The 21,926-nt window shown below is 45.8% G+C and carries 20 protein-coding genes; 6 read left to right on the top strand and 14 right to left on the bottom strand.

From position 1 onward, the window contains the following. Positions 1-13: 13 nt before the first annotated feature. The 10 genes from mltG to yceD all read right to left on the bottom strand — a co-directional run bounded on the left by mltG (position 14) and on the right by yceD (position 8,464). Entirely contained in the window at positions 14-1,033 is a 1,020-nt protein-coding gene (gene mltG / locus ACFI6L_RS04380) for an endolytic transglycosylase MltG (protein WP_462573501.1), read from the bottom strand. Positions 1,034-1,146: 113 nt separating this feature from the next. Then, entirely contained in the window at positions 1,147-1,998 is an 852-nt protein-coding gene (gene pabC / locus ACFI6L_RS04375) for an aminotransferase class IV (protein ID WP_462573500.1), read from the bottom strand. A gap of 233 nt (positions 1,999-2,231) precedes the next feature. Continuing rightward, positions 2,232-3,470 (bottom strand): beta-ketoacyl-ACP synthase II, encoded by a 1,239-nt coding sequence (fabF, locus tag ACFI6L_RS04370; protein ID WP_039229651.1) that lies wholly within the window; start codon positions 3,468-3,470, stop codon positions 2,232-2,234. Positions 3,471-3,550: 80 nt separating this feature from the next. Beyond that, positions 3,551-3,790, bottom strand: a complete 240-nt coding sequence (gene acpP / locus ACFI6L_RS04365; protein ID WP_012518211.1) for an acyl carrier protein — start codon at positions 3,788-3,790, stop codon at positions 3,551-3,553. Between the two features lie 199 nt (positions 3,791-3,989). Next, on the bottom strand, positions 3,990-4,730 hold the full coding sequence (gene fabG / locus ACFI6L_RS04360; RefSeq protein WP_187447457.1) for a 3-oxoacyl-ACP reductase FabG: 741 nt from the start codon (positions 4,728-4,730) through the stop codon (positions 3,990-3,992). A gap of 9 nt (positions 4,731-4,739) precedes the next feature. After that, on the bottom strand, positions 4,740-5,669 hold the full coding sequence (gene fabD / locus ACFI6L_RS04355) for an ACP S-malonyltransferase (RefSeq protein WP_014949213.1): 930 nt from the start codon (positions 5,667-5,669) through the stop codon (positions 4,740-4,742). Positions 5,670-5,753: 84 nt separating this feature from the next. Then, positions 5,754-6,719 (bottom strand): beta-ketoacyl-ACP synthase III, encoded by a 966-nt coding sequence (locus ACFI6L_RS04350; protein WP_014949212.1) that lies wholly within the window; start codon positions 6,717-6,719, stop codon positions 5,754-5,756. After that, complete coding sequence (gene plsX, locus ACFI6L_RS04345) at positions 6,716-7,741, bottom strand: phosphate acyltransferase PlsX (protein WP_014976325.1); 1,026 nt, start codon at positions 7,739-7,741, stop codon at positions 6,716-6,718. The genes ACFI6L_RS04350 and plsX overlap by 4 nt, the downstream gene beginning before the upstream one ends. 15 nt (positions 7,742-7,756) lie before the next feature. Further along, a complete protein-coding gene (gene rpmF, locus ACFI6L_RS04340) occupies positions 7,757-7,927 on the bottom strand; it encodes a 50S ribosomal protein L32 (RefSeq protein ID WP_012518206.1) in 171 nt (56 codons plus the stop codon). Positions 7,928-7,930: 3 nt separating this feature from the next. Further along, the gene (gene yceD, locus ACFI6L_RS04335) at positions 7,931-8,464 is read right to left on the bottom strand and encodes a 23S rRNA accumulation protein YceD (RefSeq protein ID WP_049588743.1); all 534 of its coding nucleotides are present in this window, start codon (positions 8,462-8,464) and stop codon (positions 7,931-7,933) included. A gap of 153 nt (positions 8,465-8,617) precedes the next feature. Here yceD and ACFI6L_RS04330 point away from each other — a divergent pair, with 153 nt between their 5' ends. Next, positions 8,618-9,238 (top strand): Maf family protein, encoded by a 621-nt coding sequence (locus ACFI6L_RS04330; protein ID WP_462573499.1) that lies wholly within the window; start codon positions 8,618-8,620, stop codon positions 9,236-9,238. 51 nt (positions 9,239-9,289) lie between these two features. Here the strand turns inward: ACFI6L_RS04330 and ACFI6L_RS04325 are convergent, their stop codons facing one another. Both ACFI6L_RS04325 and rluC read right to left on the bottom strand, forming a co-directional pair. Beyond that, positions 9,290-9,997 (bottom strand): HAD-IA family hydrolase, encoded by a 708-nt coding sequence (locus ACFI6L_RS04325; protein ID WP_462573498.1) that lies wholly within the window; start codon positions 9,995-9,997, stop codon positions 9,290-9,292. A 3-nt stretch (positions 9,998-10,000) separates the two neighbouring features. Continuing rightward, complete coding sequence (gene rluC / locus ACFI6L_RS04320) at positions 10,001-10,942, bottom strand: 23S rRNA pseudouridine(955/2504/2580) synthase RluC (RefSeq protein ID WP_462573497.1); 942 nt, start codon at positions 10,940-10,942, stop codon at positions 10,001-10,003. 1,107 nt (positions 10,943-12,049) lie between these two features. Here rluC and rne point away from each other — a divergent pair. From rne to ACFI6L_RS04295, 5 genes are all read left to right on the top strand, one after another. Then, the gene (rne, locus tag ACFI6L_RS04315) at positions 12,050-15,448 is read left to right on the top strand and encodes a ribonuclease E (RefSeq protein ID WP_462573496.1); all 3,399 of its coding nucleotides are present in this window, start codon (positions 12,050-12,052) and stop codon (positions 15,446-15,448) included. Between the two features lie 106 nt (positions 15,449-15,554). Continuing rightward, positions 15,555-16,697 carry an oxidoreductase family protein gene (locus ACFI6L_RS04310; protein ID WP_462573495.1) on the top strand — a complete coding sequence of 381 codons (1,143 nt, stop codon included), beginning with the start codon at positions 15,555-15,557 and terminating at the stop codon, positions 16,695-16,697. Positions 16,698-16,904: 207 nt separating this feature from the next. After that, positions 16,905-18,473: a sensor histidine kinase gene (locus ACFI6L_RS04305; RefSeq protein ID WP_462573494.1), complete on the top strand. Its 1,569-nt coding sequence runs from the start codon at positions 16,905-16,907 to the stop codon at positions 18,471-18,473. A gap of 86 nt (positions 18,474-18,559) precedes the next feature. Continuing rightward, the gene (locus ACFI6L_RS04300; RefSeq protein WP_014949203.1) at positions 18,560-19,237 is read left to right on the top strand and encodes a response regulator transcription factor; all 678 of its coding nucleotides are present in this window, start codon (positions 18,560-18,562) and stop codon (positions 19,235-19,237) included. A gap of 81 nt (positions 19,238-19,318) precedes the next feature. Continuing rightward, complete coding sequence (locus tag ACFI6L_RS04295) at positions 19,319-20,146, top strand: haloacid dehalogenase type II (RefSeq protein ID WP_462573493.1); 828 nt, start codon at positions 19,319-19,321, stop codon at positions 20,144-20,146. Positions 20,147-20,279: 133 nt separating this feature from the next. On the opposite strand, the gene ACFI6L_RS04290 is transcribed toward ACFI6L_RS04295, so the two are convergent. Both ACFI6L_RS04290 and ACFI6L_RS04285 read right to left on the bottom strand, forming a co-directional pair. After that, entirely contained in the window at positions 20,280-20,744 is a 465-nt protein-coding gene (locus ACFI6L_RS04290; RefSeq protein ID WP_039229671.1) for a GNAT family N-acetyltransferase, read from the bottom strand. A 202-nt stretch (positions 20,745-20,946) separates the two neighbouring features. Further along, positions 20,947-21,855, bottom strand: coding sequence for a LysR family transcriptional regulator (locus ACFI6L_RS04285; protein ID WP_014976315.1), 909 nt, complete (start codon positions 21,853-21,855; stop codon positions 20,947-20,949). Positions 21,856-21,926 lie beyond the last annotated feature (71 nt).

Below are 21,926 nucleotides of genomic sequence, written 5' to 3'. Positions count from 1 at the left end.
TGCATCAATACGGCTATCGTTTTAACTGGTATTTTCGCACAGCTGCATTGTGTTCAGCTAGTGTCGTAGAAAATTGATGGCTGCCATCGCCCTTCGCCACAAAATAGAGTGCATCCGTTGTCAGTGGGTGCAACGCAGCGTGAATGGCGGCCTTGCCTGCCATCGCGATAGGCGTAGGTGGGAGCCCTTTAATAACATAGGTATTGTAAGGCGTTGCTGTTCGCAAGTGCTTACGGGTAATGTTTCCGTCAAACGTAGGACCGATACCATAAATCACGGTGGGATCAGTTTGAAGACGCATATTTCTGTTTAGCCTATTGACGAAAACGCCTGAAATCATGTCACGTTCCGCAGGCACAGCCGTTTCTTTTTCAATGATACTCGCTAAGATAAGAGCCTCGTAAGGTGTGGCTAACGGCAGTTCGGCATCCCGTAATTCCCATTCGCTAGAGACAAAGTCAATTAGCGCGCGGTGTGCTCTTTTCAATACCTCGCTTGCGGTTGTGCCTTTGGTAAAGAAATACGTATCAGCCAAATATACGCCCTCTGTCTGCGAAACGTTTTCGCAACACCAATCTACACCATTATCCTGAGTGAGCTGGTTTAATTTCCCTTCATTTAAATCAAACACCAAATCTGTGTTTTGTTTAAGCGCCTCAAGCCACTGTGCAAGAGTTAGCCCTTCAACTAGACTCACTGCGAAGAGATGCTCATCGCCCTCAGTAAACAAGGTAAACACATCTACTAGTGACTGCCCTGGGCGCAGCATGTAGGTGCCAGACTTAACAGACGTACTGCCTGCAAAGAATTTGAGCCACACCTTAGCAACAAAGGGCGACACATCGGTCATGCCTATTTTACGCAAGTGTTTCACGGTACGATAAGCGTTACTGCCGCTCTCTATCGTAAATAAGGTTTCACTTTTTAATACTAGTTCATCGGTAACCTTGCTCGAGACATACATTACGCCAGAGGCTGCCCCAACAACGGCAAGCATGACAAGAGATAATAGAATAACAATTACCCGCTTCATGCTTGACCTTCCCCTTTCTTCATTGCTTTACATTCCATTTTATTTCTTTTTACTACTAATCTGGTGAAGCTCGTAAAACGTTGACGAACCCCGTTGTGAGAAGTGCGTTTTAGTTAATTTTGAAGCGCAGTCTGAAGCCGTGTCTTTAGCGCTACAATCGCATCGCTTCTTACATCAAAATCGACATAAGAGAAATCCGGCATTTGTATTTTCTGTACCGGCATTACGCCCATTAGTGCATTGGTAATTACCACTGCACTCGCTTTTCGCAAATAAGAAAGGTCATATTCCCCCACGTGAAGCGAACAATTGTCGTTTAACAGCGAATCAATAAGACACTGCCTGACTACACCATTGACACCGCTTCCCTTCAAAGACGGGGTATACCATTGTTCATTGAGGTAGAAAAATACATTGCCAGCACTCGCTTCAATAATGTTATCTTGGGTATCGCAAACAATAGCATCGTGTACGCCAGCGTCGTCTACTTCGTGCTTAATTAAGACTTGTTCTAGCCTGTTCATATGCTTTACACCCGCAAGCAATGGTTGAATGGCTAACCGCGTTTGAGCGCAAATTACCGTTGCCCCTTCATTCGCAAGACTATCGTAATGGAGAGGGTAAGGGTGCTGGCTAAATCTGACTAATGCTTCACTGTCTTCGCATCGCGCATACCCTCTTCCGGCTTGACCTCCCGACACGTGAACTTTTAGTACATATTTTGGAGAAGCGTTATCACCTGAACTGCTCTTTATCGTCTTAACCTGTTCAGCAATTGCGGCTTCAAGCGCGCGGATATCAATATTGAGCTTGATGGCTGCCGCATCGTGCTCTAAACGTGAAATATGATAAGGCAATAATTCTACTTGATGTTCACTTACCAACAATGTGGTAAACACACCGTCGCCATAATTAAACGCCCTGTCACTTGATGAAATAGGCGTAGCGCTAGGAATAATTCTCACTGCCTACTCTTGTTCGCCGTTATTGTGGTTGTTGGAAGTATACCAACTTGCGTTGGTCAGACAACGTCTAGCTGAATTGATTTGGCTGTAGCTGTGCTCAAAGAGACCTGAGTTTTATGATATTTACTGCGAGATTTAACTGTATAAACAACAAAAGGCAGCCGAAGCTGCCTTTTAAATATACGTGAAGTTCACTTGATCAGCGATAAGTACGCTATATTAGTTACACCGTATTAGATACGCTTGAAAATCAATGAGCCGTTCGTACCGCCAAACCCAAATGAGTTACACAGTGCGTAGTCTTCACTGAATGCCTTCGCTTTGTGTGCAACAAAGTCTAAGTCGCAGCCTTCACCTGGTTCATCCAAGTTAATGGTTGGCGGCGCCATTTTGTCACGCAGTGCCAAAATAGTGAAAATTGCCTCAACTGAACCGGCGGCCCCTAGCAAATGGCCTGTCATTGACTTGGTAGAGCTAACAAGTAGCTTGTGAGCATGGTCATTGAACACGCGTTTTACTGCTGCCACTTCCGCAATGTCACCTGCAGGCGTAGACGTACCATGTGCGTTAACATAGCCGATTTCGCTTGCATCCAACTTCGCATCATTTATCGCGTTTTGCATAGACGCTGCCGCACCTTCTCCATCTTCAGGTGGAGAAGTCATGTGGTATGCGTCGCCGCTCATGCCAAAACCAACCAGTTCTGCATAAATGGTCGCGCCACGCGCTTTTGCAGCTTCGTATTCTTCTAGCATTACCACGCCAGCGCCCTCACCCATGACAAAACCATCGCGGTCTTTATCCCATGGGCGGCTTGCTGCTTGTGGGTTGTCGTTGCGAGATGACAACGCACGTGCTGCGGCAAAACCAGCCATGCCTAGCGGAGTAATAGACGCTTCTGCGCCTCCGGCCAACATGGCATCAGCATCGCCATAAGCAATTGTTCTTGCGGCAATACCAATGTTATGAACGCCTGTTGTACAAGCAGTCACAACGTTTAAATTCGGTCCTTTCAACCCTTCCATGATAGACAAAAAGCCTGAGATCATGTTGGTAATGGTTGAAGGTACAAAAAATGGCGATACGCGCTTTGGACCGCTATTTGTCAGTTTCAAATGGTTTTGTTCAATTTGTTCTAAACCACCAATACCTGAACCAATAGCTACACCTACACGATGCGCATTATCTTGTGAAATAGTTAAACCAGAATCGACCAAGGCTTGCTTGCCTGCTGCTATACCCAGCTGGATAAAGCGGTCCATTTTCTTGGTTTCTTTCTTTTCAATGTATTCCTGCGGATCAAAATCATTAATTTGACCTGCGAAACGGGTTGAATAGTTACTACAATCGAAATGGGTGATTTCACCGATGCCGCTTTCGCCCGCGAGCAATTTGCGCCATGTGTCTTCGCTATTAAGACCTAATGGTGAAAGCATTCCAAGACCAGTAACCACTACGCGACGTTTTGTCACAAAAAGCCCTCGCTTTGGAACTAAGGTAGGAGATACAAAAACGGCTCTGTTAGAAGAGCCGTTTTGTCGCTACTTAAGACTTAAGCGTCTTTGTTAGCGTTGATGTAATCAATTGCTGATTGAACAGTAGTAATTTTTTCTGCTTCTTCGTCAGGAATTTCAGTATCGAATTCTTCTTCCAAAGCCATTACTAGCTCAACAGTGTCAAGTGAATCAGCGCCTAAATCGTCAACGAATGAAGCTTCTGCTTTTACTTCTTCTTCTTTCACGCCAAGTTGTTCAACGATGATTTTCTTAACGCGTTCTTCAATGTTACTCATAATTCTAGGTTTCCCTTAAACGTCACTAGATAATAAAAGTGCCGCTAGTTTATTTTGCAAGGTGCATCCTTGCAAGCACCAGTTTAAACAAATTTTCTGGTCAAACCAGCGACATTCGAAATTAGTAAAATACTATTTTTACATCCAAGTTCGGGTAAATACCACCCCAAACTAAGGAAAATTCGCAATTTTTGCGAATTTACCCCATATACATACCACCATTTACATGGATAGTTTCGCCTGTAATATAGGCTGCACCATCGCTTACTAAAAAGGCAACAGTGGCTGCAATTTCATCAGGCTCGCCTAATCGGTTAGCCGGAATATCTTTGAAAATGGCTTCTTTTTGGTCATCGGTCAGCGCTTTTGTCATATCGGTATCGATAAAACCAGGCGCTACAACGTTGATGGTAATACCACGAGAAGCCACTTCACGCGCCATAGATTTAGAAAAACCAATGACCCCTGCTTTCGCTGCAGCGTAGTTTGCCTGTCCGGCATTACCTGCACTGCCCACCACTGAACCAATGTTCACGATGCGACCAAAACGCTTCTTCATCATACCGCGAAGTACCGCTTTTGACAGTGTGAAAATTGAGGTTAAGTTGGTGTCGATAATATCCTGCCACTCGTCATCTTTCATGCGCATTAGCAGATTATCACGTGTGATACCGGCATTATTGACCAAGATATCGATACCACCATGTGCTTCATTGATCGCTTTAATCGTGGTATCTACGCTTTCTTTTTCGGTGACATTTAGCGCAAAGCCCTTGCCGCCGAATTCAGAAAGATAATCGCTAATTGCTTGTGCACCATTTTCACTGGTTGCTGTGCCGATAACCGTAGCACCTTGCTGTGCAAGCTGCGTAGCAATCGCTTTGCCTATACCTCGGCTTGCGCCGGTAACAAGCGCAATTTTACCGTCTAATTGACTCATTGCGTTTCCTTATTGTTTTAATGCTTCAACACCATCAGGTGTATTAACTGCAAGAGATTCTAGGCTCTTGTCGATACGTTTGTTCAATCCAGTAAGTACTTTACCAGGACCTACTTCAATAACGCGCTCAACGCCCGCTGCCGCCAAGTATTCAACAGTACGCGTCCATTGAACGGGGCAATATAGTTGTCTCACTAATGCGTTCTTGATTGCATCACCTTGGGTTTCAATAGTGACATCAACATTATTCACGATATTGATTGCAGGCTCATTAACGTTCAATGACGATAACGCGTCTTCTAACTTATCTGCTGCAGGACGCATTAACTCACAGTGTGAAGGAACGCTTACCGCAAGAGGAAGTGCGCGCTTTGCGCCCGCTTCTTTACACGCATTAGCAGCTTGCTCGGCGGCGTTCTTTTCCCCTGCAATAACCACTTGGCCTGGAGAGTTAAAGTTAACTGGTGCAACCACATCGCCTGTAGCAATAGCAGTTTGCTGACAAATATCCGCAATGGCGGCATCGTCTAATCCGATAATGGCATACATGGCACCCGCACCTGCTGGTACAGCTTCTTGCATGTATTTACCACGGGCTTCCACAAGCTTGATAGCATCAGCAAAATCCATGGCGCCGCCACATACTAATGCTGAGTACTCACCAAGGCTGTGACCCGCTAGGTAATCTACATCGATGCCCTGCTCGCGAATAACACGCCAAATTGCTACGCTAGCAGCAAGCAACGCTGGTTGAGTGATATGGGTTTCGTTAAGTTTACCGTCTGTATCATTTTGGACTAAATCCCACAGATCGTAGCCGAGCGCGTCAGAGGCTTCTTTAAACGTTGCTTCGATAATAGGAGAAGTCTCAGCAAGTTCCTTTAGCATACCTACGCTTTGAGAACCTTGTCCTGGAAATACACAGGCTGTCTTTGTCATGTCGATTCCTTATTATTTTTAATTTACTAGAAACGAGAAAACGTCGGAGTTGGAGTGCCCCTATCGAGGCAATTATCTGCAAGGCTAATAGCGTACAAGCGCCGATGCCCAAGCAAATCCGCCTCCGAATGCTTCTAGTAATAAATGCTGTCCGCGTTGAATGCGCCCGTCTCTGATAGCTGTATCAAGCGCTGTAGGCACAGTAGCAGCAGAGGTATTACCATACTGCTCTAACGTAAGCACTACTTGATCAAGAGACATATTCAGCTTTTTAGCTGTCGCTTTAATAATTCTAAAGTTTGCTTGGTGAGGTACTAACCAGTCAAGATCAGATTTTTGCATACCGTTGGCAGCAAGGGTTTGTTCAACCACTTCTGAAAGCTTGGTTACCGCAACTTTAAAGACTTCATTACCACGCATCACACCCCAGTTCTCGTGAACCGACTGCTCGTCACCACGGGTTGGATTACCCACGTAAAGCAAATCACCGTGAGAGCCTGATGCGTTGATATGTGTGGAAAGAATGCCAGGTTCATCGCTTGCTTCAATAATCGTTGCACCCGCTGCATCGCCAAACAAGATAACCATGGTTCTGTCTTCAGGGTTTATCAAGCGGCTCAAACAGTCGGTACCGACTACAAGAATACGTTTCGCCATTCCCGACTTAATGTATTGATCGGCAACACTTAATGCGTAGCAGTAACCTGCACATGCAGCAGCTACGTCAAATGCAGGGATACCGTCAATATCAAGAATGCGTTGAATTTCACATGCTGTGCTTGGAAGCGCATAGCGACCACTCGTGGTGGCACACACAATCATGTCGATAGATTTCGGGTCAATGCCAGCCATCTCAATGGCTTTCTTACTGGCTTCTGCCCCCATGGTAGCAGCGGTTTCATCTGCTCCAATAATACGTCGCTCTTTTATCCCGGTACGGTCAGTGATCCATTCGTCACTGGTGTCCACCATTTGCTCTAAATCTGCGTTTGTACGCACGTCGCTGGGATAATAGCTACCTGTTCCTATAAAGCGTGAATATTTGCTCAAAGCTGCTCCAACAATACCGTTTCTATCTTTGTCTTTATCTTTTCAGGTAAATGCATCTTTGCTTCTTTCATTGCTTGCACGATGGCGTAATAAAAGGCGTCTTTTTGTGCATTTCCGTGACTCTTGATAACAATGCCGCGCAATCCTATCAGACTCGCACCGTTATACTGGTCGGGGTTCACGCTGTTATAGATAGATTTCAGTAATGGGAAGGCAATTTTTGCCAATAATCGGGTATAAAAGTTCTTCTGTGACTGGCGTTTTACTTCGTTTATCACTAACTTAGCCAGCCCTTCGCTCGATTTAAGCGCTACATTTCCAGTAAAACCGTCTGTTACCACTACATCGGCATGATCGGTGAAAATGTCGTCGCCTTCTACATAACCAATATAGTTTATGCCTGGCGCATCTTTAAAAAGCTGGTCGGCAGATTTTACCTGTGCGTTACCTTTAATATCTTCTTCGCCTACGTTCAATAAGGCAACCCGTGGCGATGCTATGCCCGCCACCTCTTGCGCAAGCACTGAGCCCATAACGCCGTATTGGAAAAGAATTTCAGGCGTACAGTTCACGTTTGCGCCTAAATCTAAAAGAAATACGTTATGGTGCCCTGTTGTAGGCATCATATTAATGAGTGCGGGCCTATCAATGCCTGATAAGGTTTTAAGCAAATAGAATGATAAGGTAAGCAGTGCACCGGTATTACCTGCGCTTACGCACGCGTTTGCCTCGCCACTTTCGACAAGTTCAATAACGCGACGCATAGAAGAATCTTTTTTGTTTCGTAGCGCTGACGTTGGCGCTTCGCCCATCTCAACGACTTGTGAGCAATGCACAATAGTAACGCGGTTGCGTTCAGCGTTGGTAAGGGGCTGTATACCTGCTTTGATGGTATCTTCATCACCGCATAACGTGAAGTGCACGTCTGGGTGAAGTTGAATAGCCTTTACGGCTGCGGGAAGGATAACAGGGGGACCATGATCGCCCCCCATGATATCTAACGCGATGGTTAGTTTAGACAAAATGTAGTCGCCGTATTACGCGCCGATTACTTTCTTGCCTTTGTAATAACCGTCAGCGGTCACGTGGTGACGACGGTGAGTTTCGCCCGACGTTGAATCGACAGACAAAGTCGCGCCTGTCAATGCATCGTGTGAGCGACGCATACCGCGCTTAGAACGCGTTTTACGATTTTGTTGTACTGCCATAACTTACTCCTGGTCTCGCTTAAGTTCTTTCAAAACCGCGAAAGGGTTTTGTCGCTCTTGTTCCGGTTCAATCTTTCCAAACGACATATCGTCTTGCTTCACTGTACACTCCGACTCTGCATGAAGGGGCACAATTGGCAAAGATAACAGTAGCTCGTCTTCAAAAATTTGAAGCAGATTAACTTCTCCGTGGTCGTTGACCTCTACCGGTTCGTAAGCCTCGGGAATGATGTCATCGCTTTCCTGTTCGTCTCCCTGCACTGGAGTAAAACAGAATTCCGCTTCCACGGGATAATCGAGTTCACCATTACACCTTTGACAGATAAGTGTTACCTGCGTGGCTAAATGGCCGTGAAAGACAGTAAGACCCTGCGCGTCTTTTTCGAACTGTACTTCTGCGTCCACATAGTCATTGCATCGGACAACTGCTTCACTCAATCGTTCCATATCTTTAGACGCAATCACGCCCCGGTAATCGGAACGTTTCATGGCGCTTTTAGTCGGTTCAACCGAATGAGGGAGTTTCACTTTCTGCATAGGGCGCGCATGATATAGGGTCAACCCCTTCCTGTCAAAGCAAAATTGCGTTTTAACCTACAATAAAACGCTGTATGTGGTGCGCAGTGATAATGTAACATTGTACTACTAACTGAAAGTACGCAACATATTGATTTTATAAAAGGAGTAATTGTGGCCTCCCTTGTTCTTGCCTCATCATCGCAATACCGAAAAATGTTGCTCGCCAACATTGGTATTCAGGTAGACACCCACGCACCAGATATTGACGAAACGCCCTTTGCGAACGAAAGCCCTACTGCATTGAGTTTACGTTTAGCCGAACAAAAGGCGCACAAGGTTGCCGCTGAATTAGAAAAGGTAAATAACGACACCATTATTATAGGTAGTGATCAAGTAGCTTCGGTCCAAACCGATGCGGGCCCGCATCTACTTGGCAAGCCTGGCACGTTTGAAAATGCAGTAAACCAGCTAATGGCATGCCAAGGTAAGCAAGTGTCATTTTATACTGCACTTTGCCTTCACCAACCTAGCGCTAGTAAAACGATAACACAGGTAGATGAAACACGCGTTTTCTTTCGCCATAACAGTGAAGCTGCCATTCGCGCCTATGTAGATAAAGAGCAACCACTTGATTGCGCTGGCAGTTTTAAAAGCGAAGGTTTGGGTGTATTACTGTTCGATAAAATAGAAAGCCGCGACCCTAACAGTTTAATCGGTCTTCCGATAATGCTGCTGAATGAATTATTGGGCGCACACTTCGATGTCGATTTATTAGCAATGGCTGCACAGTAAGCCACTAATTCTCTCAGAGCAGTTGTATCAAAGCAGTGCTACAAACCAGCGCTATTTGAATAGCGCTGTTTCTAGTTCACTTATAGAGTGTACAAGTGCTACAGGTAACAACGCTTCTAAATGAACCTGCGCGTGAACGCCATATGACACACCTATCCTATCCATACCAATCGTTTTCGCCATTTGCATGTCGTAGGTTGTGTCGCCAATCATCACTGCGTCTTTTATTTCATAGCCCAGTTCATCAAGTAACTGTAGCAGCATGTCGGGCGAAGGCTTAGATTCTGCCTCATCGGCGGTACGTGACGCACTAAAGAAAGGACCCGTCCCTGTTTGTGCCCACGCTCGATCAAGACCGCGGCGCGCTTTACCCGTCGCAACGGCCAATGTGCATCCCGCTTCTTTCAAATTGCTAAGTAACTGTTCAACGCCATCAAACAAAGGACACGGCGTTGTATCGCGAGTGACAAATGCCTCTTTATAGGCGGCGACTAAACGTTCGGCTAACTCATCGTCTTTGATATTAAAAAGCTGTTTAATGGCAGGCTTTAAACTTATACCAATAATGTGACCTACTTCATCGTAGGTAGGAACAGGCATATCACACTGCTTTGCAGCAAGCTGCATGCAGCTAACAATTTTTGCCGCCGAATCCATGAGCGTGCCATCCCAATCGAAGATAACAAGTTTGTACTTAGGCAGTGTTTTATCTAACGAAATGAAAGGCTGTGTTTCCACAGCCTGTTTTTTTTTATGCATAACTTACAGCGCTTTAAGTGTATTTGAGAGTGTGTCGTCTAATGGCGCGGTAAATGTTACGCGCTCTTCAGTCGCTGGGTGCAGCAATGAAATACTGCGAGCGTGAAGGAACAGTCTGTTCAGCCCTTTTAGGCGCATTGCCGCGTCGAAATCCGCATCACCGTATTTAGGATCGCAAGCAATAGGATGACCCGCATGCAAACAGTGAACGCGAATTTGGTGGGTTCTACCTGTAATAGGCGACGCTTCAACCAAGGTTGCACCCGCGTATTCCTCTAATATGCGATAGCGAGTTTCTGACGGTTTACCATCGTCGCTTACACTTACCATGCGCTCACCCGATTGCAGCACATTTTTACGAAGCGGCGCTTTAACTTTAAATCGAGTTTTAGGCCACTCACCTGCAACTAGCGCATTATATCGCTTGTCCATTTTGCCAGTGCGAAGCTGCTCATGCATGTGGCGAAGGGCAGAACGTTTTTTAGCAATTAAAATGCAGCCCGACGTGTCACGGTCTAATCGGTGTACCAATTCCATAAATTTGGCATCGGGACGCAAGGCTCTTAAGCCTTCGATTAAACCAAAACTCAAGCCACTTCCTCCGTGAACTGCCATTCCCGATGGCTTGTTGATAACAAGTATACGGTCGTCCTCGAAAAGGATATGCGACTCTAATGATGCAATTTTATCGAGCTTTGGCGATGGCGCAGGCGCACCTTCCGACACGCGAACCGGTGGAATTCTGATTAAATCGTCGGCTTGTAACTTGTATTCAGGCTTAACACGACCTTTATTCACTCGCACTTCACCTTTGCGTAAAATGCGATAAATCATGCTTTTCGGCACACCTTTTAATTGGGTGCGTAAAAAATTATCGATACGTTGACCAGCCAAGTCGGCTTCAACCGTTACAAATCGTACTTTTTGGGGAGCTTCTTCTTTCATAGAAGCATTATACCCTATTGCAAAGTGCCCAACATACTGAAAGTTACGTTTTACTAAATAATTATTATATCAGCGCTTAGTTAGGGCCTGCTGACCTTTGCTGTACATTTTTGCAGCGGTCTGTGTGCCATCTAGACAAGGCGGATGTTTGACGGTTTAGTGGTTCTAAATCGAAAACATTCAACGCAGTATAGATGGCACAAAGCCGCTGCCCGAAGGGGTCGTTATGGAAGCCTTTTACTCTTTGTCACAGTCCTTTAACTTAGCCCGCTAGGCTTGCAGGACTGTTTCGCGATTAAAAGGCTTCCATTTAGACCAAAATTCGTACACCAAAGGTCAACAGGCCCTAGGACTAAGAAAACCCACCTTTGCGCATACTTTTTATCCAAAGCGCATGTTTTCTGTATTTAACATCTCAATTTATGGGATTTATTCATTCGCTTTCCTTGCTAAAATTTGACTTTTAGTGCGATAATTATCGATGTTTTTAACACGATTAAATTCACGTAAAAAGAAAGGTGTGGAACAGGCATTTCGTTGCCGCACTTTAACAATGTGAAACACAGCGTTATAAAAACAACAACAAGACCGAAAATCAGCACGCATCTGAGTGTGTTGTTTTAACTTGTAAACGATAAAAGCATGGTTTGAGCGTCGGTGACATCAGCAATGATAAGTGTTCGATGAAATAACACATTCATACCGACCCCGCGAGAGAGGCAACGACTACACTGCCGTAAAAAGCGAGGCCATGCTTGCGAACATAAAATAAGTTTGCCGTTTAGCTAACAGAATTAAATGACAATTGAGTGGCAAAAATGATGCCGCTTGAAAAAATGAAATGAGTAATAAGGGCTAGTCGCTCCCGACATCCTTAAAGCAGTGTGAACATGAATACATCTGTACGATTATACGTGTCAATTCACGATCGTATGGGTTTGCGCTTAAGATAAAGGCGCTTGTTTATTCGCGTGAGTGTTTGCCCACCAGGGATAATGCGACGTTACAACAAGGTCCCCGTCCAGCCGTGAGGTTGCGCGGTGAGGGTTTGCACATGTCACTTTAATTTTGTGTCTTAACGGCTGTACGAAAACAGAGTTAGATACAATGAAAAGAATGTTAATTAATGCAACTCAGCAAGAAGAGTTGCGCGTTGCTCTTGTCGATGGGCAACGGTTGTATGATTTAGATATAGAAAGTCCAGGACACGAGCAGAAAAAAGCGAACATCTACAAAGGTAAAATTACCCGCGTTGAACCCAGCTTAGAAGCTGCTTTTGTTGACTACGGTGCAGAGCGCCATGGCTTCCTACCCCTCAAAGAAATTGCCCGCACTTACTTCCCTAAAGGTTACAAATTCGAAGGCCGCCCTAACATCAAAGATGTGATTAAAGAAGGCCAAGAAGTAATTGTTCAAATTGATAAAGAAGAGCGCGGTCAAAAAGGCGCTGCATTAACTACATTCTTATCGCTTGCAGGCAGTTACCTCGTACTTATGCCAAACAACCCTCGCGCTGGCGGTATTTCACGCCGAATAGAGGGCGACGAGCGTACAGAGCTTAAAGAGTCACTAAGCAAATTGGACCTTCCTGAAGGTATGGGTTTGATTGTTCGCACTGCGGGCGTTGGCAAATCTTACGAAGAGCTAGAATGGGATTTAAAAGTCTTGCTTACCCATTGGGAAGCTATCTCTAGCGTTGCTGAAGAACGTGAAGCCCCTTTCTTGATTCACCAGGAAAGTAACGTAATTGTTCGTGCTATCCGCGACTACCTACGTCGCGATATTGGCGAAATCCTTATCGATAAAACCAGTATTTATGAGCAAGCTTTACAGCACATTCAATTAGTACGCCCTGACTTTGCAAATCGCGTAAAGCTCTATCGTGGTGAAGTGCCGTTATTTAGTCACTACCAAATCGAAAGCCAAATTGAGTCTGCATTCCAACGCGAAGTGCGTTTGCCTTCTGGCGGCTCAATTGTTATCGACCCAACAGAAGCACTAACCTCTATAGATATTAACTCTGCCCGTGCAACAAAAGGTGGTGATATTGAAGAGACAGCGCTTAACACAAACCTAGAAGCGGCGGACGAGATTGCCCGTCAACTGCGTCTTCGTGACCTAGGTGGATTGGTTGTAATCGACTTCATTGATATGACGCCAGTTCGTCACCAACGTGAAGTTGAAAACCGCATGAAAGACGCGGTGAGAAGCGACAGAGCACGAGTGCAATTGGGTCGCATTTCTCGCTTTGGCCTTTTGGAAATGTCTCGCCAGCGTTTACGCCCTTCTTTAGGCGAATCAGCGCATCACGTGTGTCCTCGCTGTTCTGGTCACGGTACCATTCGTGGCACTGAGTCTTTGGCACTGTCTATTCTTCGTATTTTGGAAGAAGAGAGCATTAAAGAAAACACAGGGCAAATTGAAGCACAGTTGCCTGTTCCAGTTGCGACTTATTTACTTAACGAAAAGCGTAAGTCTATTCAGCTTCTAGAAAAGCGCCACGGTGTTGACTTGTTACTTATTCCTAACGCGAATCTAGATACACCGCACTACCAGGTATTACGCAGACGTCCAGATGACGTTATATCTGAAGCGAGTTACGACGTAGAGCTAATGCCTGCGGTAGAAGCTGAGACGGAAACAACGACTTCTGCACCGGTTAAGCGTGAAGAGCCAGCACTGAAAGGCCTTGTTGCACCAACGGCTGCACCTGTAGTTGCGCCAAAAGAAGAAACAGCAAAGAAAGCCGACGATGTGCCTTCACTATTTGCCCGATTTGGCAAATGGATTAGTGATTTATTCGGTAGCGAAAGCGAAGAAGAAACCAATAAAGACAAGAAGCCACAGTCTGGTAATAAAAATAGAAACAACCGCAGCCGCAATAATGACGACCGTCGCCGCAAGCCGCGCAACAAGAACAATCGTCGTGGCAATCAGTCTCAAAACAGAGACCAAGGTAAAGACCAAAATCGCGATGGTGAGCAGAATGATAATCGCAAACCGCGCGGCGATCAGCAGCGAGACCAGCGCCAAGATCAAGATGATAAGCGCAATAACAAAGGTCGTAAGCCTCGTAAGGCACAACAACCTCGCGATGAGCAACAAAAGCCTAAGCACGAGAAGCAAGACGGCGAGCAGCAAGAAAACCAAGCGCAGAAGAAGCGTGAAGTTGCTGAACGCAGAAAACGTCGTGACAAGCGCCGCAGCGTCCGTGTGAAGAAAGATGACAACGGGGCAACTACTGTTGAACAAAACGAAGCCCAGGCTGCGCCAGTAGTTAAAGAAGCGCCATCGCAGCACAAAGCTAAAGCTGACACCAAGCCTAAAGCGCCGAAAGCAGAGTCACCGGTTGAAAACACTGCTGAACAGAAGAAGGATGAGCAAAAGCCAGCAGTCAAAGCCGCGCAAAAGCCAGCGGATAAACCTGCTGAAGCGAAGCCAGTATCGGATGCTGTTAAGGGTGAAGGTGACTCATCAGCGATAACTAGTGATGCCGTTGATGGCACTGATGCGAATACCGACGCTAACAGTGAAGAGCATGGTCAAAAACGTGAAGGCCGTGGCCGTTCACGCCGCTCTCCACGTCACGTTCGTGCGGCTGGCCAACGTCGTAAGAAAGAGTCGCAGCAAGTTGACGATTCAGACACGCAAGCTAAACAGCCTGGTGAGTTGTCACCGCAGCAGCCAGAAGCAGAAGTTGAAGCGACAGCTAAGACAGATGCACCTGTTGTCGAAGAAACACAAGCAAAAGAGCCTGGGCAGTTAGCGCCAGCTGAAGAGCAACCTGTTTCTAAGCAAGAGAAAGCAAAGCTTGACGTTGAAGCCGTTCAGGACGAACTTCAGTTTGATGCAGAGCCTTTAGCGGGTAAAGAGCCTTCAGCGGATAAAGAACCTTCAGCGGATGCAGAGCCGTCAGCGAACGATAAACCTTCGGAAGCTGTAGACTCAACTGATGAAGTAACGTCAGCAGACGATAATGCGACAACTGAAGCTAAACCGGCTAAAGAAGCTCAAACTTCAGTGCAAGAAAGCAACGTTGAAGAAACAGCTCCGGCAGCACAAGCGGAACCGGCAGTTGAAGCTAAAACAACGCAAGCTGATACGGCGTCAGAAGCTAAAGACGAAGCAACGGCATCGCCAGAGCAAGTTGAAATAAACTTGGCTGACGCACCTGTAGTTGCAGAACCAGAAGCACAGGTGCAAGAAGCGAAAGCAGATACGCCAGCGGCTAAAGAAAAAGCTGAAACAACAGCAGCGCCTTCTTCTAGCCTAGCAGCGAGCGGCAAAGGAAAGCGTGGTGCATCGCACCCTATGGCATTGCCTGCAGCAGTAAACGACGCATTTGTTGATGTAGCGCTTACCGCTAAAGCTGACGACACACGACCTGCACTCGCAGTATCGGGTAAAACTGCAGCCATGTCGCACGTAACGTCACGTGCATCAGCAGTAACAACGCTTCCTCAGTCGGTAGATGACGTTGCCGAAGTAGCAGCAGTGGCTGAATAAATTTCAGTCGCTAGTGCGCTACTAGCTAATTGACGTAAAAGCCGCTTTCGAGCGGCTTTTTTGTTTGTTAGTGTACGTTTAACATCGAGTCCGAGTTGAGAATAAAATGCCAGATACGGTAAACCAGCAGTATATAGATTGGTTAAGCCAAGTATGTAACGCGCAAGTATTAGACACACAAATGATTCAACCTCTTTGGAGTGGCTACGGAGCGTGCTTTCGTGCCACTTTGGGCTATCCTAATAATACTTTTTCAAAGAATCACGACGAGAGAAGCCCTTTCCAAGAAAGCCAGTATCACCAAGCTCAACAAAGCCCACTTGGCGCGCAACAAGGTGGAGACGAAGCAGCGCTAAAAGTAGTCGTGAAATGCGCCACTCCGCCACACAGGCTCTCACACCCTAAAGGCTGGAATGGTGAAGCTAGCCACAACCGTAAGTGCCAGTCTTTTAAAGTAGAGAACAGTTTTTATAGTGATGTTCAAGTCCAAACTGATGCGTCGTGCCGTACAGCTAAATATTTAGGGCACAGCCAACAGGGCGAAGCCTCCCTTCTTGTTATGGAAGACTTAGCACACAGCGGCTATTCTCGCACGGCCTCTTCACTTACCGCTGAGCAATGCATCACTGTTCTAAAATGGCTTGCCAACTTTCATGCACGCTTTGTCAATGTAAGAGATGAATTTGATAGCCAAAGTTTACAATTATGGCCTGAAGGCACTTATTGGCACTTGGCAACCCGTGAAGATGAGTTCAACGCCATGTCGGATGGATTACTAAAGCAACATGCTGTCGATATATCTACCACGTTAGGCAACGCTCACTATCACACTTTGGTGCACGGCGATGCTAAAGTGGCTAACTTTTGTTTTACCGAAGATTTTTCTGACTGTGCAGCTGTCGACTTTCAGTACGTGGGTTATGGCGCAGGCATAAAGGACGTGGCGTATTTTTTGGGCAGTGCACTATCAACCCAAACCCACATGAAACATCGTGATGCACTGCTCAATACCTACTTTCAAGCGCTCGAAGATGCGCTACACACTCGATTGGCTAACAATGATAGCTCGGCTTGTTTCAAGCGTGCTGATATTGCGCTTATCATTGCTGAATGGAAGTACCTGTACCCCTTCGCCTGCGCTGACTTTTATCGGTTCTTAGCGGGTTGGAGCCCCGAACACTGGAAAATAGATGAAGAGCTCCAATATCAAACAGATATTGCCTTGTCTATTCTTGAGCACACGGCTTAAACGATTACGTTTTCATAGTGATCACTACTTTTATGAACGTACTTTTTTTCTCTCTCGCGCCCTTTTTTACGTTCTATTTCTACACCAATTCAGACGACATGTCGCTGGTAGCCCATCTGCTCAGACTTACTATTTTATTGCCGTGAAACTGCACCATTAAATTACATTTAGCGTATATAGTGACAAACAATCATAACGCTGCTGCCAATGTACAAACGTAAACTCTACCTTTTTGGGCTACTTTCCACTTTTATTCTGTTGATTGCTTTAGCCAGTGCAGCCATATCTGCGCATTTAACGCGCACTAACTTAGCGCAAGCTCAACTCGCTCAATCCCTGCTGTCAGAGCACCAGCAGTTATCAAGTATTTCCTACAGGCTTTTCAAACAGCTAACCGATGAGCTTATTTTTGGCAAGAATGCGAACCAAGCGAAAGTGAGAAACAAGCAACAACAAATAGAAAACTCGTTGAACCGTATAAAATCTCTGGAACTTGCTCAACGCGAAGCACTAGGGCTTGAGGCAACACTAGGAAGTGTTGAAGATACCGATGAACTTGAAGCGCTGATTCAAGGCATTGTGGAAGAGTTTAGAGCTATTGCGCTAAGTAACGACAGTACTCCACTTAATCAACAGCAGCGCCTTCAAACATTACTTGAAGTAACTATCGACAACCAGTTTAGGGAGGCCATCAACTCTGCAGTAAACCGCCAAACAGGCGTTGTATCGCGCATTAACGCTAGCATTGAAACGCTAAACAGCAGCATTGTGTGGTTTACTATCAGTTTAGGCCTTATCACCTGTCCTTTCATTCTGCTGGGTTGTTATTGGCTATTCAATGCCCTGTATCAGCCGCTTACAGTTATTCGCACGGGTACCGATGCCATTGCCTCGGGAAACTACCACTATCGATTGCCTGAAACCCTGGATAGCGAATTTACTGACTTGGTCAAAGCACTAAATTCGATGATAGCGCGACTACAAGAACACGAAGACCAGGCTGATGCCCATCGTAAGCACTTAGAGTTTGAAGTGGAGAGCCGAACCCGGGCTTTAAAAGAAGCCAACAATAAACTCACTCAGCTGGACGCAAAGCGCCGACAATTTATGGCTGATGTAAGTCACGAATTGCGCACGCCGTTAACCATTATTCGTGGCGAAGCGCAGGTAACCCTTAGGCAGGCTGCGGCTAGCAACGAGATTTATAAAGAAACGCTAGAAACCATACTTGAGCAAGCCGTGAACTTAAGTAAGTTGGTTGATGATTTGCTGCTGCTAGCGCGTGCCGAGATGCACGAATTTACTGTAGATCTGGTTAAATCTGACTTACATAACCTGCTTACACAAAATATGGCGTTATGGCAAAAGCTCACAAAGCCAAGAGACCTAGATCTTAAATGGCTTGCCAATAATGAGGTCCAAGTGCTCATCGACAAAGACAGAATTGCGCAGGTACTGACCATCCTTATCGAAAACGCGCACAAATATTCTTATCCCGATACGCCCATTGTGCTGCGCGTTGAGAGCGAAGGCCCGAATATCAACGTATCGGTCATTGATAGCGGTGAAGGCATTTCTTCAAGTGATTTGCAGCACGTTTTTGAACGCTTCGTTAGGTTAAAGCGCAAAGGCAATGGAATGGGGCTAGGTTTGTCTATCGCTAAAGCGATAGCAGAAGCCCACCACGGTACATTGAGTGCGCATTCCACATTAGGTAAAGGCTCGCAGTTCACGTTGACGCTGCCAGTTATACAAGACCACGCGACTAGGGCCTGATGACCGTTGCTGTACATTTTTGCAGCGGTCAACAGGCCCCAATAACAACCGTTAAGTAACATCGAACGACTAGGATCATAACAACAATGAAAATTCTTATTGCTGATGACGAAGCCCCCTTGCTACGCTTTCTATCACGAGGCTTAAGCGCTGAAGGTTTTGAGTGCATCGAAGAGTCGGCATTACACAACTTAGTCACGCGCATTCGCCATGAAGCCCCTGCTATTATTGTACTTGATCGCATGTTTGGTGATGAAGATAGCGTAGAGCTGCTGCCCGCAATCAAGTCGCTTCCCCATGCCCCTATGGTTTTGTTACTAACCGCGGTGGACGAAGTACGCGAGCGCGTGAATGGTTTAAAACAAGGCGCGGATGACTATTTGTGCAAGCCATTTGACTTTGACGAACTACTTGCGCGCATAACGGCCTTAAGCCGAAGAGTGACGAATACACCGGTTACCCAATTAGGCCTCACCATCGGACCGTTAAACATCGATGACGAGTCACGTATTGCGACATTGTCTGGGGAAGAGATTTCACTCACCAAACTAGAATACGACATGCTCTACTACTTCGCAGAAAATGCTGAAAAAGTGCTGTCTCGAGAACGCATATTAAGTCGAGTATGGCGAAGTCACAGCGATCCGCTAACTAATGTTGTTGATGTGTATATCAGTAGGCTGCGACAAAAGCTTCACAGCAGTGATGCCATATTTATTGAAACTCTGAGAGGCAACGGCTATCGGTTGACCACCAGAAAATAGTCGTTTCGTCTCATTAGCTATTGCATTCATGTGTTATCCCGCCTAATTTGAACACTCGTTCAAATTTTATAAAGGATAATTATGGCTCGCTCACCTTCTTCATTACTCTCAAGGCTATGTTGCGCAACCGCTGTAGGCATTAGTCTATTGTCATCACCAGTCTTCGCTCAGACAGACACCAGAGGTGCCGCGCAGCCTGATAAGAATACAGCAATGTCTGCACGGGAATTGCGAGCACCAAAGGTTATCTTTTTCGATGTTAATGAGACCTTACTTGACCTCACCGCCATGCGCAGCTCGGTAGGCGAAGCCTTGGGCGGTCGAGATGATTTGTTGTCACTGTGGTTCTCTACTATGCTGCATCATTCACTGGTTGATTCAACGACTGGCCGCTTTCATACCTTTGGAGAAATTGGCGTTGCCTCCTTGCTGATGGTGGCTGAAATTGAAGGTATTGAATTGACCAAAGCGCAAGCGAAAACGGCAATTGTCACGCCATTGCGAAGCCTACCACCCCATCCTGACGTGCGCGATGGCTTACAGGCACTTAAAAACAAGGGTTATAAACTAGTAAGCCTTACCAACTCGTCTAATCAAGGCGTGTATACTCAATTTAAGAATGCCGATCTTTTGTCCTATTTCGACGAGCGACTAAGTGTTGAAGACATTAACTTATATAAGCCCGATACTCGCACGTATGAGTGGGCTATTGAAAAAATGGGTATAGCAGCAGAAGACGCTATGTTAGTGGCGGCACACGGTTGGGATATTGCTGGTGCAAAACAGGCAGGCTGGCAAGCCGCGTTCATTGCACGCCCCGGCAAGGTACTTTACCCGTTAGCAATAGCGCCTGACACGGTGGTAAGCGGACTAGATGAATTAGTCTCCCAATTACCCGATGCCGAATAAGCGTTAGGGTTGATGGTATCTAAGTGCACATAAAAGCACAGCCTATCGGTTGGCACGGGTAAACATAATTATTAGGTTAAACGCCTGGGCCATAAAAGGTCATGCCAACCAATATTTCGAGCTAGGCACTGAGCTACGCTGTTGCCGTGCCTGCTCTTTTCATATCGATGTGAGGAATATCGTCTTCCAAGTACATAGTCGAGGTGGCTTCAAACCCAAAACCTTCATAAAACCGTTTTAAATACTCTTGCGCGCCAATTTCAATATCACAGCCTGGCCATAACGCCTCACAATGATCAATGGCTTCACGCATAAGTGCTCTGCCCGCCCCTTTACCTCTGAAAGCTTCGCTGGTAGCTACTCGACCGATACTCACCGATGGATAACTAACCCCTTCGCCAAGTAATCGTGCACACGCTACCAATTTGTTATCTTGAAACCCCATTAAATGATGAGTTTTTGGATGGCGGTCTTTTTCGTCAAGCTCCGGATAGGCACAGTTTTGCTCAACGACAAAAACATCGACACGCAGCTTGAGCAAGTCGAAGAGTTGATGATTAGTCAGTTCATTAAATGTAAGTGATTGCCAGGAAACCATGTTGCCTCGATGATTTTTTATTATTAACGTTTGAGTAGCGCCTTTAACAGATCCTGTTAAAGTTATAGATGTCAATTTTAAAATGCTAACTTTGAAATCTCTGCGACGATAACGATTGGTTTAGTGTAACGCAACCCATTTTACTCACAACTTATGCTACAGCCTGAACACCCTACGCGTAGGTCAAGATACTCTGGATTATTCAGGCCCTAGGGTTAAGATACTCGTTGTTTGCCAAGCCTGCCTTTACATAGTCAATGAACATTTTAACCTTAGTAAGGTTCTTACGCCCTTCAACACTTACCACCTGTATAGGCAACTTTTTGTCTTCCACATCTTCTAATAAACTTACCAAATCACCACTTCTAAGTGCTTCAGCAACCTGGTAGGACATCAACCGAACAACCCCAACGCCTGCAATGGCGGCGTTAATAGCCGCTCTGTTTTGGTTGGATTGAAAACGAGGTGTGAGCTTAATGGCAATAGGTCTGCCGTTTTTGTGATACGTCCATACCGCTGGCTCGTTAAAGCGCGTCGGATAAAGCACACTATGCCGTTTTAAATCTTCTGGCTTTTTTATGGCCGGGCTACTCGCCAAGTAGCTAGGCGCCGCACAGGTTACACGCCGTACGTATCCTACCGTAACACCGTAAAGCGAGGAGTCTTTCGGGTTACCTATACGTATTGCTACATCCATATTGCTATCAATTAGATTCACCACATCGTCGTGAAAATGCCCGTTAACCCTAATGTCGGGATAGTCCTTAAGGAATTGGGATATTATTGGCGTTACATAACGTTCGCCGAACAAAATGGGTGCCGTGATATTAAGCTCACCTCTGGGCACTAAATCAATGCCAGACACAGCAGCTTCACTTTGCTCAATATCTGCCAGTATACGTGAAACATGAATAAGGTAATGTTCACCAACCTCACTCAATTTCACTTGCCGCGTTGTCCGATGAAAAAGTCGAGTATTTAACTGTGCCTCTAAATGTGCAATACACCGAGTAACCGCAGGCGCTGACATCGACATCGCGTCTGCAGCTCCTACAAAGCTTCCCGACTTAGCAGCCTCTGCAAACACTCTCATGCACAAAAGCTTGTCCATATTATTTCACTCAATGAAATTATAAATTTCAAAAATAGCTAATTATTAAATAAAAGGAAAGTTCTAGTATC

The sequence above is a fragment of the Alteromonas sp. G4i35 genome, assembly GCF_054960375.1.
The sequence above is the reverse complement of the archived record's forward strand: the minus strand, read 5'-3'. Positions and strand labels throughout refer to the sequence as shown.

Coding starts and splice junctions, on each gene's coding strand:
- mltG (WP_462573501.1), bottom strand. CDS start 1,033: ATGAAGCGGGTAATTGTTATTCTATTATCTCTTGTCATGCTTGCCGTT.
- acpP (WP_012518211.1), bottom strand. CDS start 3,790: ATGAGTAACATTGAAGAACGCGTTAAGAAAATCATCGTTGAACAACTT.
- fabG (WP_187447457.1), bottom strand. CDS start 4,730: ATGAGTCAATTAGACGGTAAAATTGCGCTTGTTACCGGCGCAAGCCGA.
- fabD (WP_014949213.1), bottom strand. CDS start 5,669: ATGACAAAGACAGCCTGTGTATTTCCAGGACAAGGTTCTCAAAGCGTA.
- rpmF (WP_012518206.1), bottom strand. CDS start 7,927: ATGGCAGTACAACAAAATCGTAAAACGCGTTCTAAGCGCGGTATGCGT.
- yceD (WP_049588743.1), bottom strand. CDS start 8,464: ATGCAGAAAGTGAAACTCCCTCATTCGGTTGAACCGACTAAAAGCGCC.
- ACFI6L_RS04325 (WP_462573498.1), bottom strand. CDS start 9,997: ATGCATAAAAAAAAACAGGCTGTGGAAACACAGCCTTTCATTTCGTTA.
- rluC (WP_462573497.1), bottom strand. CDS start 10,942: ATGAAAGAAGAAGCTCCCCAAAAAGTACGATTTGTAACGGTTGAAGCC.
- rne (WP_462573496.1), top strand. CDS start 12,050: ATGAAAAGAATGTTAATTAATGCAACTCAGCAAGAAGAGTTGCGCGTT.
- ACFI6L_RS04310 (WP_462573495.1), top strand. CDS start 15,555: ATGCCAGATACGGTAAACCAGCAGTATATAGATTGGTTAAGCCAAGTA.
- ACFI6L_RS04305 (WP_462573494.1), top strand. CDS start 16,905: ATGTACAAACGTAAACTCTACCTTTTTGGGCTACTTTCCACTTTTATT.
- ACFI6L_RS04300 (WP_014949203.1), top strand. CDS start 18,560: ATGAAAATTCTTATTGCTGATGACGAAGCCCCCTTGCTACGCTTTCTA.
- ACFI6L_RS04295 (WP_462573493.1), top strand. CDS start 19,319: ATGGCTCGCTCACCTTCTTCATTACTCTCAAGGCTATGTTGCGCAACC.
- ACFI6L_RS04290 (WP_039229671.1), bottom strand. CDS start 20,744: ATGGTTTCCTGGCAATCACTTACATTTAATGAACTGACTAATCATCAA.
- ACFI6L_RS04285 (WP_014976315.1), bottom strand. CDS start 21,855: ATGGACAAGCTTTTGTGCATGAGAGTGTTTGCAGAGGCTGCTAAGTCG.